This window comes from Streptomyces spinoverrucosus (assembly GCF_015712165.1).
Classification (GTDB): Bacteria; Actinomycetota; Actinomycetes; order Streptomycetales; family Streptomycetaceae; genus Streptomyces; species Streptomyces spinoverrucosus_A.
In genome coordinates, this window is the sequence record NZ_JADPZX010000001.1 from 2,810,070 (window position 1) to 2,828,233 (window position 18,164).

The 18,164-nt window shown below is 72.0% G+C and carries 10 protein-coding genes; 3 read left to right on the forward strand and 7 right to left on the reverse strand.

Annotated elements, in window-relative coordinates; translation table 11 throughout:
* Positions 1–26 precede the first annotated feature (26 nt).
* From I2W78_RS12540 to I2W78_RS12565, 6 genes are all read right to left on the reverse strand, one after another.
* Positions 27–257, reverse strand: a complete 231-nt coding sequence (locus I2W78_RS12540) for a hypothetical protein (protein WP_307783677.1) — start codon at positions 255–257, stop codon at positions 27–29.
* A gap of 96 nt (positions 258–353) precedes the next feature.
* On the reverse strand, positions 354–1,298 hold the full coding sequence (nudC, locus tag I2W78_RS12545; RefSeq protein WP_196459545.1) for an NAD(+) diphosphatase: 945 nt from the start codon (positions 1,296–1,298) through the stop codon (positions 354–356).
* Between the two features lie 148 nt (positions 1,299–1,446).
* Positions 1,447–2,850 (reverse strand): dipeptidase, encoded by a 1,404-nt coding sequence (locus I2W78_RS12550; protein WP_196459546.1) that lies wholly within the window; start codon positions 2,848–2,850, stop codon positions 1,447–1,449.
* A 10-nt stretch (positions 2,851–2,860) separates the two neighbouring features.
* Positions 2,861–6,442, reverse strand: coding sequence for an ATP-dependent helicase (locus I2W78_RS12555; RefSeq protein WP_196459547.1), 3,582 nt, complete (start codon positions 6,440–6,442; stop codon positions 2,861–2,863).
* 91 nt (positions 6,443–6,533) lie between these two features.
* A complete protein-coding gene (locus I2W78_RS12560; protein ID WP_196459548.1) occupies positions 6,534–9,833 on the reverse strand; it encodes an ATP-dependent helicase in 3,300 nt (1,099 codons plus the stop codon).
* A gap of 258 nt (positions 9,834–10,091) precedes the next feature.
* Positions 10,092–10,478, reverse strand: a complete 387-nt coding sequence (locus I2W78_RS12565) for an MGMT family protein (protein WP_196459549.1) — start codon at positions 10,476–10,478, stop codon at positions 10,092–10,094.
* A gap of 186 nt (positions 10,479–10,664) precedes the next feature.
* On the opposite strand from I2W78_RS12565, the gene I2W78_RS12570 reads away from it, so the two are divergent.
* The 3 genes from I2W78_RS12570 (at position 10,665) to I2W78_RS12580 (ending at position 16,873) form a co-directional block, all read left to right on the forward strand.
* Positions 10,665–13,550 carry a lysylphosphatidylglycerol synthase transmembrane domain-containing protein gene (locus tag I2W78_RS12570; RefSeq protein ID WP_196459550.1) on the forward strand — a complete coding sequence of 962 codons (2,886 nt, stop codon included), beginning with the start codon at positions 10,665–10,667 and terminating at the stop codon, positions 13,548–13,550.
* 91 nt (positions 13,551–13,641) lie between these two features.
* A complete protein-coding gene (locus I2W78_RS12575; RefSeq protein ID WP_196459552.1) occupies positions 13,642–15,186 on the forward strand; it encodes an alpha/beta hydrolase in 1,545 nt (514 codons plus the stop codon).
* Between the two features lie 139 nt (positions 15,187–15,325).
* Positions 15,326–16,873, forward strand: a complete 1,548-nt coding sequence (locus tag I2W78_RS12580) for an alpha/beta hydrolase (protein WP_196459554.1) — start codon at positions 15,326–15,328, stop codon at positions 16,871–16,873.
* 65 nt (positions 16,874–16,938) lie between these two features.
* Here the strand turns inward: I2W78_RS12580 and moeZ are convergent, their stop codons facing one another.
* Positions 16,939–18,117, reverse strand: a complete 1,179-nt coding sequence (gene moeZ, locus I2W78_RS12585; protein ID WP_196459556.1) for an adenylyltransferase/sulfurtransferase MoeZ — start codon at positions 18,115–18,117, stop codon at positions 16,939–16,941.
* Positions 18,118–18,164: the final 47 nt, after the last annotated feature.

The window sequence follows — 18,164 nt, forward strand, 5'->3', positions numbered from 1 at the left end:
GGGCCTCCTTCTTTGCGGCAGGCCCGTCAGCAGTACGCCTGCTGATCGGTCACCGAGGACGCCACCCGCATGAAGACCCCGAACAGCCGGAAGAGCTGAGGGACGGGCCCGGTCACCTCGACCGTTCGCGAGTCCCGCAGCGTGACCCCGGGGACCGCTTCCAACTGGGCGGCCACCGTGGCCGACTGCCAGCGCACCGCCAGCCCTGCCGGGGACTCGTCACGGGGCGGCCGGGACTGGAAGGCAGCGCGGCGCACACCCTCTGCGGCCGCCTCCTCGATGGCCTTGCGGCCTCGGCCGCGGGCCGCAGCCGGGCGCTGAAGCGGTCCCGGGCGTACCAGTCCGGTGACGCCCTACATCGCGCTGCGCGTCGGCAGGGGCTTGCCGTACCACAGTTCGATCAGCCGGGCGGCGATGGAGATGCCGTACGGGGGCATGACCTCGCCGGAGTCGAAGGCGGCGCGCAGTTCGTCGCGGGAGAACCAGCGGGCCTCGTGGATCTCGTCGCCGTCGACGTCGATCCGGGTGGAGGTGGCGCGGGCCATGAAGCCGAGCATGAGGCTGGACGGGAAGGGCCAGGGCTGGCTGGCGACGTACTCGACCTGGCCGACGGTGATGCCGGCCTCCTCGCGGACCTCGCGGCGTACCGACTGCTCGATGGACTCGCCGGGCTCGACGAAGCCGGCCAGCGTGGAGAAACGTCCCTCGGGCCAGTGGACTTGGCGGCCGAGCAGGATGCGGTCGTCCTCGTCGGTGACCGCCATGATCACGGCGGGGTCGGTGCGCGGATAGTGCTCGGCGCCGCAGGCGGGGCAGCGGCGAATGTGCCCGGCCGCCGCGATCACCGTGCGTTCCCCGCAGCGCGAGCAGAAACGGTGGGTGCGCTGCCAGTTCTCCAAGCCGACCGCGTGCACCATCAGGCCCGCGTCACGCGGCGACAGCAGCAGGCCCGCCTCGCGCAGCCCCGCCGGGCGCGCGGACTGGTCCATACGGCCGGGCAGGGCGTCCTTCTGCAGCGCGAAGTAGCTGACGCCGTCGTCGTCGATACCCAGGAAGTAGCGGTGCGCCTCGGTGAGCGGGGCCTCGAAGGACGGGCTCATGACGAGTTCGGTACGTCCGTCGGGCGTCTCGTCGATGAGGACCTGGCCGCCGGAGACCACGAAGCAGCGGGTCGTGGGGTGGCTCCACGCCGCCGCGAGCCAGGCCTCGTCGAGCCGGTGGTGCGCGGCGCGGTCGATGCCGCTGGGGGCGGTGAGCGAGATGGGTCGGTCGGCGGTGTGGTCGGTCCAGGTGGTCACGGGTGCTTCCAACTCCCCCGGTGGAACGGTTGATTCGGCGGCGGTTCAGCAGGACGTACGGCAGGAGGCGACCGGGTCCGGCGGGGCTCCGTGGTGCGGGCAGCCCCTCCAGTGTGCCCCGCGCGGGGCACTCCCTCGGCCGGAGCGGTCAGGGTGCATGGCGCCAGTGCTCGGCGAGGTCGCCCCAGAGGTACGCGGTGGTCTCGGCGCCCTTGAGGAGCAGATCGAGCTCGACCTTCTCGTTCGGGGCGTGCCAGCCGTCGGAGGGGACGGAGATGCCCAGGAAGAGGACCGGTGCCCCGAGGACTTCCTGGAGGTCGGCTGCCGGTCCGGAGCCGCCCTCGCGCGTGTAGCGGACCGGTTGGTCGAAGGCCCGGCTCATCGCGCGTACGACGGACTGGAGCGCGGGGTGGTCCAGGGGCGTCAGGCACGGGCGGGTGGCCGCGGAGAACGCGATCTCGTGCCGGATCCCGTCGGGCACCCGGTCGGCGGCCCAGGCGCGGACGACCTGCTCGATGTAATCGGGGTCCTGGCCGGCGACCAGGCGGAAGGACAGCTTCACCATCGCCGAGGACGGGATGATCGTCTTGCTGCCCGGCCCCTGGTAGCCGCCGCCGATGCCGTTGACCTCAGCGGTGGGGCGGGCCCAGACGCGCTCCAGGGTGGTGTATCCGGCCTCGCCCCGGGTGGCGTACGACTTGGCGGTGCGCAGCCACTGCCGCTCGTCGAAGGGCAGCTCCGCGAAGAGCGCGCGCTCGCGGTCGGTGAGGTCGACGACGCCGTCGTAGAAGCCGGGGATCGCCACGCGCGCGTGCTCGTCGTGCAGCGCGGCGACGAGGCGGGCGGCGGCGGTCGCCGGGTTGGGTACGGCGCCGCCGAAGGAACCGGAGTGGATGTCCTGGTCGGGGCCGTACAGCCGGATCTCGCACTCGGCGAGGCCGCGCATGCCCGTGCACACCGTGGGCGTGTCCTCGGACCACATGCCGGTGTCGGAGACGATCACCGCGTCGGCGGCGAGCCGCCCGGCGTGCTCCTCGACGAGGGCCCGGAAGTACGGGGAACCGGACTCCTCCTCGCCCTCGATCAGCAGCTTCAGGCTCACGGCCGGGGTGGTGCGGCCGGTGGCGGCGAGGTGGGCGCGGACGCCGAGGGTGTGGAAGAACACCTGGCCCTTGTCGTCGGCCGCCCCGCGCGCGTGGAGGCGGTTCCCCCGGATGACGGGCTCGAAGGGGTCGCTGTCCCAGCCGTCCTCGCGTGCGGCGGGCTGCACGTCGTGGTGGCCGTAGACGAGGACCGTGGGCGCGTTCGGGTCGTCCGAGGGCCACTCGGCGTAGACGGCCGGGGCGCCCGCCGTCTGCCAGACCTCGGCGGTCGGGAAACCCGTCTCCTTGAGCCTGCTCGCGAGCCATTCGGCGCTGCGCCGCACGTCAGGGGCGTGATGGGGCTGAGCGGACACCGACGGGATGCGCAGCCACTCGGCGAGGTCGTCGAGGAAGGCGGCGCGATGCCGGTCGATGTACGTGCGGACGGCGCTGTCCGGGGTCTGGCTCATGCGCACGAGCCTATCGGCCCGCACTGACACCCCGTTCGTGCGGTTCGTCACCGTACGGCTCCTCCAGCAGCAGCCGTTCCAGCGCGGCCCGGTCCGGCAGGTCGTCCGGCCGTACGACCTCGCCCGTGCGCACGTACACGAACGCGGCCGTGACCGACTCCGGGGGAACGCCCTGCTGCTCGGCCCAGGCGATCCGGTACACGGCGAGCTGGAGGGCGTCGGCGGTCCGGCCGCGCCCGGTCTTCCAGTCGACGATCTCGTACGTCGTCCCCTCGCCGTCCCGTTCCCGGTAGACGGCGTCGATACGGCCCCGTACGACGCGGCCGGCGATGGCCAGCTGGAAGGGCGCCTCCACGCGGTAGGGCGTCCGGTGGGCGTACTCGGTGCGCTCGAAGGCCTCCTTCAGAGCCTCAAGATCACGTTCGTCGGCGATCTCGGCCTCGCCGCCCGGCAGCTCCTCCGGCTCCAGCATGGGCAGCGTCAGCTCCTCGAAGCGGGCCTCGACCCACGCGTGGAAGCGCGTGCCCCGGCGGGCCGCGGGCTGCGGCGGGCGCGGCATGGGGCGGGCCAGCTCCTGAGCGAAGCCGTCCGGGTCGGCGGCCAGGCGCAGCAGCTGGGACGCGGTCAGGGACGCCGGCAGCGCGACGTCCGTGACGGACTCACGCGCGCGGAGCAGCTCGCCGGTGAGCGCGTCGAGGTCGCGGTCCCAGGAGGTGATGGTGCGGGCCTCCTCGGGGGTGAGGGGGTCCGGCTCGGGCAGTGCGGGGTGGGGGCGGGTCCCCGGCGTTGCGTCGGCGTCCGGGGGCGTCGCCTGATGCGGGACGGTCGGTCGGGGCGCGCCCGCGGACCCACGAGGGTCCGTGTCCGGGGGTCGGTGTGTGTCCCAGGAGTCCCAGTCGGCCGGGATCCCCTCCTCGTACGCGTCCTCCTCATAGGGGATCTCGTCGTCCGGCGGTGCGGGCCAGTCCGGGTCGTCGTACGTGTCGGGGTCGTGTACGGCGGCGGGGTGGCCGGTGTCGGGGTCGTGTACGGCGGCGGGGTGGCCGGTGTCGGGGTCGTGTACGGCGGCGGGGTGGCCGGTGTCGTGGGTGGAGAGGGCGTCGAGGTGGGCGAGGACCGTCTCCGCCGCCGCGCGGCGCAGGGCCAGGGCGTCGGTGTCCAGGGGCAGCGGCCAGAGCTGGTCGGCGGTCGCCCGGTGAAGGGCGGGGTTCTCGTCGTCCTCGGCGGGTTCGTCCGCCCACGCCTCGATCTCGCCGTGACCGGCGGCGCAGTGTTCGTAGAGGGCCAGCAGGAAGTCGGAGGGGCCGCGGGGCTTCTTCTGGGTGGGGCCCCACCAGTGGCCGGACCCGAGGAGGAGGGAGCGGGGGCGGGTGAAGGTGACGTAGCCGAGGCGGAGTTCCTCGGTGTGCTGGTGGTTCTTCATGGCCTCGTGGAAGGCCTTCATGCCGCGCGCGTCCCACGTCTGGATGTCGGGCAGTGTGTCGGCGTCGCCGCGCAGTTCGTGCGGGAGCACCTTGGCCTGGGCGGTCCACTTCTCGCGGCCCTGGCCGCTGGGGAACGTCCCGGTGACGAGGCCGGGGACGGCGACGACGTCCCACTCCAGCCCCTTGGACTTGTGCGCGGTGAGCACCTTGACCGTGTTCTCGCCGCCCGGCAGGGCGTTGTCGAGGCCCTTCTCGTACTGGGCGGCGGTGCGCAGGAAGCCCAGGAAGGCGAGCAGACTGGCCTCGCTCTCGTTGGCGGCGAAGGAGGCGGCGATGTCCAGGAAGTTGGACAGGGTCTCGCGGCGGCGGGCGGCCAGGGCGTGCGGGGACGCCGACAGCTCGACCTCCAGGCCGGTGACGGCGAGGACGCGGTGCAGAACGTCCATGAGCGGATCGGACAGGGAGCGGCGCAGGTCGCGCAGTTCGGCGGCGAGCCGAGCGAACCGCACGCGCGCGTCCGGCGAGAACGGCAGCCCGTCGTCGTCCCCGCCGCCCTCCAGCGGGGTCTCCAGGAACGTGTCCAGGGCGTCGGCGAGCGAGATCACCTCGGCCGGGTCGACGCCCTCGACCGCCTCGGCCAGCCTGCGGTCGGGGTCGCCGTCGGCGTCCACGCGCGCGTGCGACACGAGCAGCCGGGCGCGCCGGCCCAGCAGGGCGAGGTCACGTGGGCCGATGCGCCAGCGCGGGCCGGTCAGCAGGCGGACCAGTGAGGCGTTGGCGCCGGGGTCCTGGAGCACCTCGCAGACGGCGACCAGGTCGGCCACCTCGGGCAGGTGCAGCAGCCCGGAGAGGCCGACGACCTCCACGGGGATGTCGCGGGCGACGAGGGCGCCCTGGATCTCGGCGAAGTCGGTCGCCGTACGGCACAGGACGGCGATCTCGCCGGGCTCCTTGCCGGTGTGGACGAGATGGGCGATGGAGTCGGCGATCCAGTCGATCTCCTCGGCGTGGGTGGGCAGCAGGGCGCAGCGGACCACGCCGTCGCGTTCAGCGCCGGGGGCCGGGGTGAGGGCCTCCACGCCCGCGTGCATGGCGCGCAGCGGCTCGGCGAGGCCGTTGGCGAGGTCGAGAAGGCGACCGCCGCTGCGGCGGTTCTGGCTCAGCGCCTGACGCTCGGCCCTGGTGCCGTCGGGGTGGGAGAAGTGCTCGGGGAAGTCGTCGAGGTTGGCGACGGAGGCGCCACGCCAGCCATAGATGGCCTGGCAGGGGTCGCCGACGGCGGTCACCGGGTGGCCGGTGCCGCCTCCGAACAGGCCTGCCAGGAGGACACGTTGGGCGACCGACGTGTCCTGGTACTCGTCGAGGAGGACCACGCGGAACTCGTCGCGCAGGATCCGGCCCACATCGGGGAGTTGAGCGAGCCGTGCGGCGAGGGCGATCTGGTCGCCGAAGTCGAGCAGGTCCCGCTCACGCTTGGCGGACCGGTAACGCAGGACCAGTTCGGCGAGCTCCCGGCGGGCGGCGGCGGTGTCAGGGACCTTGCGCAGGTCGGCGTTGGTGAGCTTGGCGCTCTCCAGGGTGCGCAGCAGCCCGGCGTCCCACGCGCGCAGGCTTTCGGGCCGTACGAGGTGTTCGGCGAGCTCGGAGTCGAGGGCGAGGAGGTCGCTGACCAGGTCGGGGAAGGAGCGGGTCAGTGCCGGGTAGGGGCCCGGGGCCTCGCGCAGCACGCGCGCGGCGAGCTGGTAACGGGTGGCGTCGGCGAGCAGACGGGACGTCGGTTCGAGGCCGATGCGCAGGCCGTGGTCGGTCAGCAGGCGGCCCGCGAAGGCGTGGTACGTGGAGATCACCGGCTCGCCGGGCGGATTGTCCGGGTCGATGACGTCGGGGTCGGTGACGCCCGCCTTGACGAGCGCCTTGCGGACCCGCTCGGCGAGTTCGCCTGCTGCCTTGTTGGTGAAGGTGAGGCCCAGCACCTGTTCGGGCGCCACCTGGCCGGTGCCGACCAGCCACACCACGCGTGCCGCCATCACCGTCGTCTTGCCGGACCCGGCTCCGGCCACGATCACCTGCGGGGCGGGCGGCGCGGTGATGCAGGCCGTCTGCTCCGGGGTGAACGGAATCCCGAGGAGCTCCTTGAGCTGCTCGGGATCGGTGATACGTGCGGACACTTCAAAGAGGCTAGCGGCGGGTACTGACAGTGGATGCCGGATCGGCCGTCGGGGCGAGAGAAGCGCAGGTCAGCCCCTGTGGTGCCGTAGGTCACTCGACCACATGGCGTCCCTCGGGGCGTGCGCTGCACGACGCCCGGAAAGCGCAGTGCGTGCAGTGCTGGCCGGTCGTCGGCGTGAAGCGCTCGTCGAGTACCTTGCCCGCCGCCGTCGCCAGCAGCTCGCCGACCCATTCCCCCTCCAGGGGCTCTTGGGCCTGCACCTTGGGCAGCGTCTCGCCGCCGTCCCGTTTGGCGGCGCCCTGGCGGAGCTGGACCAGCTCGGCGCCGCCCGGGTCGGGGCGCACGCCGTCGAACGCCTCGTCCACGGCGCCCTCGCGCACCGCCAGCTGATAGACGGCCAGCTGGGGGTGGCGGGCCACATCGGCGGCGCTGGGGGCCTGTTTGCCGGTCTTGAAGTCGACGACGTAGGCGCGTCCTTCGCCGTCCGCCTCAACGCGGTCCATGGAGCCGCGGATGCGCACCTCGTAGTCGCCTGCTTCGAGGGTGACGTCGAAGTCGTGCTCGCTGGCCACCGGCGTACGTCCCGTGCGGTCCATCACATGCCATTCGAGGAAGCGTTCGAGCGCCACGCGCGCGTGGTCCTTCTCCTGCGCCGACTTCCACGGGGCGTCGAAGGCGAGCGCGTCCCACACCGAGTCGAGGCGCTCCATGAGGACGTCGAGGTCGGCCGGGGTGCGCCCGGAGGCGACCTCGTCGGCGAGGACGTGCACCACGTTGCCGAAGCCCTGGGCGGCGGTGGCGGGCGCGTCGGCCTTGACCTCGCGGCCGAGGAACCACTGCAGGGCGCACGTGTTGGCGAGCTGGTCCAGGGCGCTGCCCGACAGCACGACGGGCTGGTCGCGGTTGCGCAGCGGCACCTTGGACTCGGTCGGCTCGAACATGCCCCACCAGCGGTACGGGTGCGCGGCCGGGACCAGCGCACGGCCGTCCTCGTCGGCGAGCGCGGCGAGCTTGGCCAGTCGGCGGGCGGCGGCCTCCCTCAGGGCGTCCGACGCGCGCGGGTCGACGGTCGTGGCGCGCAGTTCGGAGACGAGTGCGGCGACGGACAGCGGGCGGCGCGGGCGGCCGGTGACGTCCCTGGGTTCGACGCCGAGCTCGGTCAGGAAGCGGGAGGGCTGGTCGCCGTCGTCGGCGGGGGCCTTCACCGCGGTGACGACGAGGCGTTCACGCGCGCGAGTGGCGGCGACGTAGAACAGGCGGCGTTCCTCGGCGAGGAGTGCCCCCGGGGTGAGTGGTTCGGCGAGCCCGTCGCGGCCGATGCGGTCGGCCTCCAGGAGCGAGCCGCGGCGGCGCAGGTCCGGCCACAGGCCCTCTTGGACGCCCGCCACGACGACCAGGCGCCATTGAAGCCCCTTGGCGCGGTGCGCGGTCATCAGGCGCACGGCGTCGGGCCGTACGGCGCGCCCCGCGAGGGTGTCGGCGGCGATGTCCTCGGCCTCCAGCTCCTCCAGGAAGTTGAGTGCGCCTCGGCCGCCGGTGCGCTCCTCCGCGCGGGCCGCGGTGGCGAACAGCGCGCACACGGCGTCCAGGTCCCGGTCCGCGTTGCGTCCGGCGGCGCCGCCACGGCGGGCGGCCCGCTCCAGGCGCCCGGGCCACGGCGTGCCCTCCCACAGGTCCCACAGCGCCTCCTCGGCCGTACCGCCGCCCGCGAGCCGCTCACGCGCCTTCTGCAGCAACGCGCCGAGGCGCTGGGCACCACGCGCGTACGCCGGGTCGTGCGCCACCAGGCGTTCGGGTTCGGCGAGCGCCCGCGCGAGCAGCTCGTCCGACGGCGGAGGCACGGGATTGCCGGCCGCCCGCTCCTCCTCTCGCAGGGCACGCCCGAGCCGGCGCAGGTCGGCGGCGTCCATGCCGGCGAGGGGTGAGGCGAGGAGGGTGAGCGCGGTCTCGGTCTCGAGCCAGCACGCGCCCGGGGGGCGCTGTGCGGGGCGCCCCGCCTCCGCCGTGGCCACCGCTCGCAGGGCCGTCAGCAGCGGTGCCACCGCCGGCTCGTGGCGCAGCGGCACGTCGTCGCCGTCGATGTCGAGGGGCACGCCTGCGGCCGTGAGAGCCCGGCGGACCGTGGGGATCGTGCGGGATCCGGCGCGCACCAGGACCGCCATCTCGCCCCATGGGACACCGTCCTCCAGATGGGCCCGGCGGAGGATGTCGGCGATGTTGTCCAGCTCGGTGCCGGGCGTCGGATACGTGTAGACCTCGACACGACCGCCGTCCCGTACCGGGGTGAGCTCCCGGTGGGCACGCACCTTGTCGGCCGGGAGCCGGGTGAGCGGCATGCGCTGGGTCAGCAGCCGGGTCGCGGCGAGCAGTGCGGCGGAGGAGCGGCGGGAGGTCCGCAGGACCTCGACAGGGGCCGGTCGGCCGTCCGCGCGCGGGAAGGCGCCCGGGAAGTCGAGGATGCCGTTCACGTCCGCGCCCCGGAAGGCGTAGATCGACTGGTCGGGGTCGCCGAAGGCGACAAGGGTGCGGCCGTCGCCGGCCAGGGCGCGCAGCAGTCGTACCTGGGCGGGGTCGGTGTCCTGGTACTCGTCCACGAACACGGCGTCGTACTGTGCGGCGAGCCGCGCCGCGACCTCGGGGCTGCTGGCGAGGAGCACCGCGCGGTGGACCAGTTCGGCGTAGTCGATCACGCCCTGCAGGTCGAGGACGTCGAGGTACTCGGCGAGGAACGCGGCCGCGGCGCGCCAGTCGGGGCGGCCGATACGACGGGCGAAGGCATCCAGGGCGGCCGGGCCCAGGCCGAGTTCGCGGCTGCGGGCGAGCACCGCGCGGACCTCGTCGGCGAAGCCCCGCGTGGTCAGGCAGGCCCGCAGCTCGTCCGGCCAGCGCACGTGCGCGAGACCGAGCCGCTCCAGCTCGGGCTGGCCCGCGAGCAGTTCCCGGACGGCGACGTCCTGCTCGGGGCCGGACAGCAGCCGCAGCGGTTCGGCGAACAGGTCGCTGTCCTGGTGGGCGCGGACCAGGGCGTAGCAGTGCGAGTGGAAGGTGGTCGCCTGGGGCGCACGCGCCGCCCCTATGCGCAGCGCCATGCGGTCGCGCAGCTCGACGGCGGCCTTGCGGCTGAACGTCAGCACCAGGATCCGCTCGGGGTCCACCCCGCGCTCGATGCGGGACGCGACGGACTCCACCAGGGTGGTGGTCTTGCCGGTTCCCGGACCGGCGAGGACGAGCAGTGGACCGGCCTCGTGGTCAACCACGGCGCGCTGTGCCGCGTCCAGACGAGGGGGATCCAAACGGGCCGGTGGGGTACGGACCAGTCGGTAAGCGCCACGGTTCCCCTGTCGCACCGGGTGGTGCGACAGGCGCCTGGTGGAGGAAGAGGAGCTCACGTGGTTCGCCGGTCCTGGTGGGTGTGCTGGTGGGCTCACCGCCGTACGTGGACGGCGGTGGCCCGGGGGATGAGGGGGACACGTGCAGCCGACGCTACGCCGACGGGTTGGACGGAAGCAGGGCTTCCGCTTCTTCCCATACGGCTCACAGGACCCGCATGTCCCTCGCACCACGAACGTACGTCATGCCACGGACGTGCCCTGTTTCCCTCGTACGGATCACGTGTCACCCGCGGACGTGTCCAATGGCGGAAGCTGTCAGGTGTGAGCCCCCGCGAGTTCGCCACCGTCCCACCGCGCGCGTCTCATGTCGACGCGCGGCAGGTGACCCTCGGCCGTCCGGGCCGCCTCCTTCAGGGGCGTGCCCTCCGCGCGGTAGTGGCCGAGGGCCTCCAGCTCGTGCCCCGGGAGCAGGACACCGTCCGCGCGCACGACACGCCACCACGGGACGGCACCTCCGTAGAGGGCCATCACCCGGCCGACCTGGCGAGGGCCGCCTTCCTCCAGCCACTCGGCGACGTCCCCGTACGTCATGACCCGTCCGGCCGGGATCAGGTCGGCGACCTCCAGGACCCGCTCGGCGTAATCCGGCAGATCCTGGGCGTACTCCGAGTGGGCGTCCCCGGGAAGGCTGTCCTCGCTCATTCGCCCCATCCTGCCGCACGCCTCCGACAACGCGACGCGCTCGCCACTGTGCGTAACCCTCGCTCTGAGGCACCGCTTCGGGCAGACTGTGCGCCCCCGCATTTGCACCCTGATGCCCCCGTGTGTCAGTGGAGCATGCCACCATCGTGCGGGCGGTGACTGGTGATACGAGATCAAGAAGAGACGATGAAGCAGCAGGGTGTGCACCCCGAGGACGCGGAGAGCACCCCTGATGCCTCGTCGCGCCCGGACACCGCCGACGGGAACGAGGCGCGGGTGAAGGGGGCCGAGAAGCCGACCGGGCGGGGCACCGCCGAGGACGCCGACGGCACGGCCGGCCGGGGTACCGGGTACGACCGCGGCGGCACGGCCGGCCGGGATACCGGGTACGACTCCGGCGGCACGGCCGGCCGAGGTACCGGATACGACTCCGGCAACACGGCCGGGCGCGGTCCCGGTGACGAATCCGGTGAGCCGCACACCGACGAGGTCGAGGGCGACGAGCCACTCCTCCCCGCGCGCGTGCACCGCCCCTCCGACCTGATGCGGCTCCTGGTGGGCGTGCTCGCGATCGTCGTGCTGCTGGCCATCGCCGCGTTCGCGCACGGCACCACCTCGGGGCTCGAACAGGACATCAACAAGGGCACCGGACAGGCGCCCGACCTGCTCATCAAGATCGCGGGGCTGGCGTCCAGCATCGCCATCCTGCTGGTGCCGGTCGCGTTCGCGATCGAGCGGCTGATCAAGCGGGACGGGCTGCGCATCGCCGACGGCGTGCTCGCCGCCGTCCTGGCCCACGGGGTGACACTCGCCACCGACCTGTGGGTCGCCCGGGCCGCCCCCGACTCGATCCAGGAGGCGCTCACCCAGCCCTCCCCCGGTGACATCAACGCCCTCACCGACCCGGTCCACGGCTATCTGGCCCCGGTCATCGCGTATATGACGGCCGTCGGCATGTCCCGCAGACCCCGCTGGCGGGCAGTGCTGTGGATCGTGCTGCTCCTCGACGCCTTCTCGATGCTCGTCACCGGCTACACGACACCGTTCTCGATCATCCTGACGGTGCTGATCGGCTGGACCGTGGCCTACGGCACGCTGTACGCGGTCGGCTCACCCAACGTCCGCCCGACGGGCCGGACGCTGATGGCGGGCCTGCGGACCGTCGGCTTCCACCCGGTGAGCGCGGCCCGCGAGGACACCCTGGACACCGCGGACGTCGGCGACCGCGGCCGGCGCTACTTCGTCGCCCTGGAGAACGGCCCGCCGCTGGACGTCACGGTCGTCGACCGGGAACAGCAGGCGCAGGGATTCTTCTACCGGGTGTGGCGCAACCTGACCCTGCGCGGCTTCGCCACCCGGCGCAGCCTGCAGTCGCTGCGGCAGGCGCTGGAGCAGGAGGCGCTGCTGGCGTATGCGGCGATCGCGGCGGGCGCCAACGCGCCCAAGCTGATCGCCACCTCCGAGCTCGGCCCCGACGCCGTGATGCTCGTCTATGAGCACACCGGCGGCCGCTCCCTCGACTCAGTGCCCGACGAGGAGATCACCGACGAGCTGCTGCGCAACACCTGGCACCAGGTGCGGGCGTTGCAGTCGCGACGCATCGCGCATCGCAGGCTGGCAGGCGACGCGATCGTGGTGGATCGTTCCGGCACGGTGGTCCTCACCGACCTGCGCGGCGGCGAGATCGCGGCCGGTGATCTGCTGCTGCGCATGGACGTCGCGCAGCTGATGACGACGCTGGCCCTGCGGGTCGGCGCCGAGCGCGCGGTGGCCTCCGCCGTCGAGGTGCTCGGCCCCGACGCGGTGGCCGACTGTCTGCCGATGCTGCAGCCCATCGCGCTGACCCGCTCCACGCGCGCGACGCTGCGGCGGCTGGCGAGGGAGCGGGCGGAGCGCGAGCGCGAGGCGGTGCTGCAGGCGTCCCGGCAAGCCAAGCCGACCCGTCCGGAGACGGCTGGGGGCGACGCCGCGGTCGTACTGGAAAAGCCCGACAAGAAGGCCGTACGCGCGCAGAACAGGGCCGAGAAACGGGCCATCGACGAAGCGCTGGAGGAGGCGCGCGAGGAGGATCCGCTCACCCAGATCCGGCACGAGGTCTTGCGGATCCGGCCGCAGGCGCCGGTCGAGCCGGCCCGCCTGGAGCGGGTGCGGCCGCGCACGCTGATCAGTTTCATCGCCGGCGCGATCGGCGCGTACTTCCTCCTCACCCAGCTCACGCACATCGAGTTCGGGCCACTGGTGGCCAATGCCGAGTGGGGCTGGGTCATCGCCGCCGTGCTGTTCTCGGCGCTGAGCTACGTGGCCGCCGCGATGGCGCTGCTCGGCTTCGTGCCCGAACGGGTGCCGTTCCCGCGGACCGTGGCGGCGCAGGTCGCCGGGTCGTTCGTGAAGATCGTGGCACCGGCAGCGGTCGGCGGTGTCGCGCTCAACACGCGCTTCCTGCAGCGCTCGGGCGTACGGCCCGGGCTCGCGGTGGCCAGCGTCGGCGCGTCACAGCTGTTCGGGCTCGGCTGCCACATCCTGATGCTGCTGGCGTTCGGCTACCTGACCGGCACCGAGAAGACCCCCTCCCTGTCGCCGTCCCGGACGGTCATCGCGGGTCTGCTGACGGTGGCGGTGCTGGTGCTGGTGGTGACCTCCGTGCCGTTCCTGCGGAAGTTCGTCTCCACGCGCGTGCGGTCGCTTTTCGCGGGTGTCGTGCCGCGCATGCTGGACGTGCTCCAGCGGCCGCAGAAGCTGATCACCGGCATCGGCGGCATGCTGCTGCTCACCGCCTGCTTCGTGATGTGCCTCGACGCCTCGATCCGCGCATTCGGCGACGAGACGACCTCGCTGAGCATCGCCAGCGTGGCCGTGGTCTTCCTCGCGGGCAACGCCCTCGGCTCGGCCGCGCCGACGCCGGGCGGCGTGGGCGCCGTCGAGGCGACCCTGACCGTCGGCCTGATCGCCGTCGGCCTGCCCAGCGAGGTCGCCGCCCCCGCCGTACTGCTGTTCCGTCTCCTGACGCTGTGGCTGCCGGTACTGCCGGGCTGGCTGGCGTTCAACCACCTGACGCGGAAGGGCGCGCTGTAGAGCAGCAGTGCGGGCAGGGCAATCAACGCGCGCGTACCCCGTACGGCCCACGTCCCGAGCGCCCCGGCGTCAGCGGGCGGAGGATGGATGCATGCCGAATCCTTCCCGGCTGCGCGCCGCCGCCCTGACCGTCACCGCCGTGCTGCTGTCCACCGTGCTGGCGGGGTGCGGCGATGACTCCAAGGACGAGGACCTGACGGCCCAGAAGCTGAGCTGGACGGACTGCCCGCCGCCCTCCCAGGCACAGGGCGGCGGCGACGCCCCGTCTCCCCTTCCGGGCGGCGCCGAGTGGCAGTGCGCGAGCATGAAGGCACCCCTCGACTGGGACGACCCCAAGGGCGACACGATCGACATCGCGCTGATCCGGGCGAGGGCGAGCGGCGAGGCGAGCAGGCGCATCGGCTCACTGATCTTCAACTTCGGCGGGCCCGGCGGCTCGGGCGTCACCACCCTGCCCGCGTTCGGCGCGGACTACGCCAAGCTGCGCACCCGCTACGACCTGGTGAGCTTCGACCCGCGCGGGGTCGGTCGCAGCGCCGGAGTGTGGTGCGAGAACGACCAGCAGCTCGACGCCTACTTCCAGCAGGACGCCACACCCGACGACTCCCGCGAGCGCACGGAGTACGTCGACAACGTCAGGGAGTTCAACGCGGCCTGCGAGAAGAACTCCAAGACGATGCTGCCGCAAGTGCGCACCACCGACGCGGCCCGCGACATGGACCTGATGCGCCAGGTGCTCGGCGACGACAAGCTGCACTACTTCGGGATCTCCTACGGCACCGAACTGGGCGGCGTCTACGCGCACCTGTTCCCGAAGAACGTGGGCCGGGCGGTGTTCGACGCGGTCGTCGACCCCACGCAGAACCCCGAACAGGGCTCACTCGGACAGGCCAAGGGCTTCCAGCTCGCGCTCGACAACTACGCACAGCACTGCGTGTCGCAGGAGGAGGACTGCCCGGTCGGAGACACCGCGCAGGACGTGAAGAACCGCATCGCCAAGCTGCTCAAGGACCTGGACCGCAAGCCGATCCCCGGCATCTTCCCCCGCGAGCTGACCCAGACCGCCGCCACGAGCGGCATCGCCCAGGCGCTGTACTCGCAGGACCTCTGGGAGTACCTCACCGAGGGGCTTGAACAGGCGTACGACGGGAGCGGGGAGATCCTGATGCTGCTGTCGGACTCGTTGAACGGCCGCAACCAGAACGGCGAGTACAGCAACCTCACCGCGGCCAACGTCTCCATCAACTGCGCCGACGACAAGCCGAGGTACACCTCCGACTATGTGCAACGGAAGCTGCCCGAGTTCCGGGCCGCCTCGCCGGTGTTCGGCGACTTCCTGGCCTGGAGCATGATCAGCTGCACCGACTGGGCGGTGCCCGGCGCGGCCGACCATCCGGACGTGAGCGCACCCGGTTCGGCGCCGATCCTCGTCGTCGGCAACACCGGCGACCCGGCCACGCCGTACGAAGGAGCGCGCAGGATGGTCCAGGCTCTGGGCAAGGGGGTCGGCGTGGAGCTGACGTACAAGGGCCAAGGACATGGCGCGTACGACAGCAAGAACAAGTGCGTGCAGACGGCGGTGGACGGCTATCTCCTGGACGGGAAGGTGCCGGCGGCCGGTACGGTCTGCTCCTGAGGCGAGCCGGATCTCGCGGCGAATCCGCAGGTCAGAAGGTTATCCACAGGCTCCGACGGGTTCGGCTTGATCGGCCTACCATGGCGGGACAGCTGTTCGCGGTCGAGCGCGGGCGGCCCTAACAGGGGGGATTGCGGCCATGGCACGCTTCGTACGGTGGACGGCGCTGACCGTCGCCGCCGGGCTACTGGCATCGGGGTGCGGCGGCTCGTCCGACGACTCGTCCGACAACGGCAAGGGGGCGTCCGACCCGCCGTCGTCCTCATCGTCGGGCGGATCCGCGTCCGGGCTGCCCTCGTCGCTCAGCGAACAGAATCTCGACTGGGGCGACTGCGAGGCCACCGACGACGACGCCGCACCGGGTGACGAGTGGCAGTGCGCGACGCTCAAGGTGCCGCTGGACTGGGCGAAACCGGAGGGCAGGACGATCGACCTGGCCCTGATTCGCTCGGAGGCCGACGGCGACGACCGCATCGGCTCGCTGCTGTTCAACTTCGGCGGGCCTGGCGGCTCGGGGGTGGCCACGCTGCCGGCATACGCCTCCACCGTCTCGGAACTCCATGAGCGGTACGACCTCGTCAGCTGGGATCCGCGCGGAGTGGGCGCCAGTGAGGGCATCCGCTGCCGCGGCGACGAGGAGATCCAAGCCGCCGAGGCGGTGGACGTCAGTCCGGACACGTCGGCCGAGGAGACGGCGTACTTCCGGGACGCCGCCGACTTCGGCAAAGGCTGCGAGGAGTCCGCCGGGCAGTTGATGGCGCATGTCTCGACCACCGACACCGCCCGCGACATGGACCTGATGCGGCACGTCCTGGGCGACCCGAAGATGCACTACTTCGGCATCTCCTACGGCACGGAACTCGGCGGCGTCTACGCCCATCTGTTCCCCAAGAACGTGGGGCGGCTGATCCTGGACGCGGTCGTCGACCCCAGCGCCGACGCGGTGGGCCACGCCAAGAATCAGACGCTGGGCTTCCAGCGCGCACTCAACGACTACCTGAAGTCGACCGGCCAGGACCCGGAGCAAGGTTCCCGGAAGATCGCGGACCTACTGCGGCGGATCGACGCGGAGCCGCTGCAGACGTCGACCGAGCGGAAGCTGACGCAGACGCTCGCCTTCACCGGCATCGTCCTGCCCCTGTACAGCAAGTCGAGCTGGCCCACTCTCACCGGCGCCCTGGAGGCCGCCGAACAGGGCGACGGCACCGCGCTGCTGGCGCTCGCCGACGGCTACAACGAGCGTGACGCCTCGGGCCACTACGCCACGGCGACCCACTCGCAACGGGTCATATCGTGCTTGGACGACAAGCAGCGGCCCACGCCCGAGGAGGCGAAGGAACTGCTGCCGGAGTTCGAGAAGATCTCGCCGGTGTTCGGTCCCTTCCTCGGCTGGGACACAGCGGGCTGGTGCCACGAGTGGCCGGTGGCCGGGCAGTTCGACACCCCGGAGGTGAGCGCCCCGGGCGCGGCGCCGATCCTCGTGGTGGGCAACACCGGCGACCCGGCGACTCCGTACGAGGGCGCCCGCAGGATGGCGGACGAGTTGGGCAAGGGCGTCGGCGTGATGCTCACCTGGAAGGGCGACGGGCACGGTGCCTACGGGAGTGGCAGCGACTGCGTCGACTCGACGATCAACGCGTACGTGCTGAACGGCACGGTGCCGAAGGACGGCAAGGTCTGCTCATGACGCCAACGGGGGCTCCGCGCACTCGTGGTACGCGGAGCCCCCGCCGGACGGTAAGCCGGGCCGGATCAGTAGACCGGCTTGTGCGGTTCGATCTGGTTGACCCAGCCGATGACGCCGCCGCCGACGTGGACGGCGTCGGAGAAGCCCGCGGACTTCAGGACCGCCAGGACTTCCGCACTGCGGACACCCGTCTTGCAGTGCAAGACGATCTTCTTGTCCTGCGGGAGGGACTCCAGGGCGGCGCCCATGAGGAACTCGTTCTTCGGGATCAGCTTGGCGCCCGGGATCGAGACGATCTCGTACTCGTTGATCTCGCGGACGTCGATGATCTCGATGTTCTCGCCGTCGTCGATCCACTCCTTGAGCTGCTTGGGAGTGATCGTGGAGTCGACGGCCGCCGCCTGGGCCTCCTCGGAGACGACGCCGCAGAAGGCCTCGTAGTCGATGAGCTCGGTGACGGTGGGGTTCTCGCCGCAGACCGCGCAGTTGGGGTCCTTGCGGACCTTGACCTGGCGGTACTGCATCTCCAGGGCGTCGTAGATCATCAGTCGGCCGACCAGCGGCTCACCCGTGCCCGTGAGGACCTTGATGGCCTCGGTGACCTGGATGGAGCCGATCGACGCGCACAGCACGCCGAGCACGCCGCCCTCCGCGCAGGAGGGGACCATGCCGGGGGGCGGGGGCTCCGGGTAGAGGCAGCGGTAGCAGGGGCCGTGCTCGGACCAGAACACGGAGGCCTGGCCGTCGAAGCGGTAGATCGAGCCCCAGACGTACGGCTTGTTCAGCAGCACGCAGGCGTCGTTGACCAGGTAGCGGGTCGCGAAGTTGTCCGTGCCGTCGACGATCAGGTCGTACTGGCTGAAGATGTCCATCACGTTGTCGGCCTCGAGCCGCTCCTCGTGAAGGATCACGTTCACGTACGGGTTGATGCCGAGCACGCTGTCGCGGGCCGACTCGGCCTTGGAGCGGCCGATGTCGGCCTGGCTGTGGATGATCTGGCGCTGCAGGTTCGACTCGTCGACCTCGTCGAACTCCACGATGCCGAGGGTGCCGACACCCGCCGCGGCCAGGTACATCAGGGCCGGCGAGCCCAGGCCGCCGGCGCCCACACAGAGCACCTTGGCGTTCTTCAGCCGCTTCTGCCCGTCCATCCCGACGTCGGGGATGATCAGGTGGCGGGAGTACCTGCGGACCTCGTCTACGGTGAGCTCGGGGGCCGGCTCGACCAGGGGTGGCAGCGACACGGGGACTCCGTTGGTCGGTCTATCACTACAGTTGTTCTCCCCGTAAC

What these genes read in the sequence shown, in the direction of transcription:
- I2W78_RS12550 (WP_196459546.1), bottom strand. Translation starts at nt 2,850, where the DNA reads ATGAGCCAGACCCCGGACAGCGCCGTCCGCACGTACATCGACCGGCAT.
- I2W78_RS12565 (WP_196459549.1), bottom strand. Translation starts at nt 10,478, where the DNA reads ATGAGCGAGGACAGCCTTCCCGGGGACGCCCACTCGGAGTACGCCCAG.
- I2W78_RS12570 (WP_196459550.1), top strand. Translation starts at nt 10,665, where the DNA reads ATGAAGCAGCAGGGTGTGCACCCCGAGGACGCGGAGAGCACCCCTGAT.
- I2W78_RS12575 (WP_196459552.1), top strand. Translation starts at nt 13,642, where the DNA reads ATGCCGAATCCTTCCCGGCTGCGCGCCGCCGCCCTGACCGTCACCGCC.
- I2W78_RS12580 (WP_196459554.1), top strand. Translation starts at nt 15,326, where the DNA reads ATGGCACGCTTCGTACGGTGGACGGCGCTGACCGTCGCCGCCGGGCTA.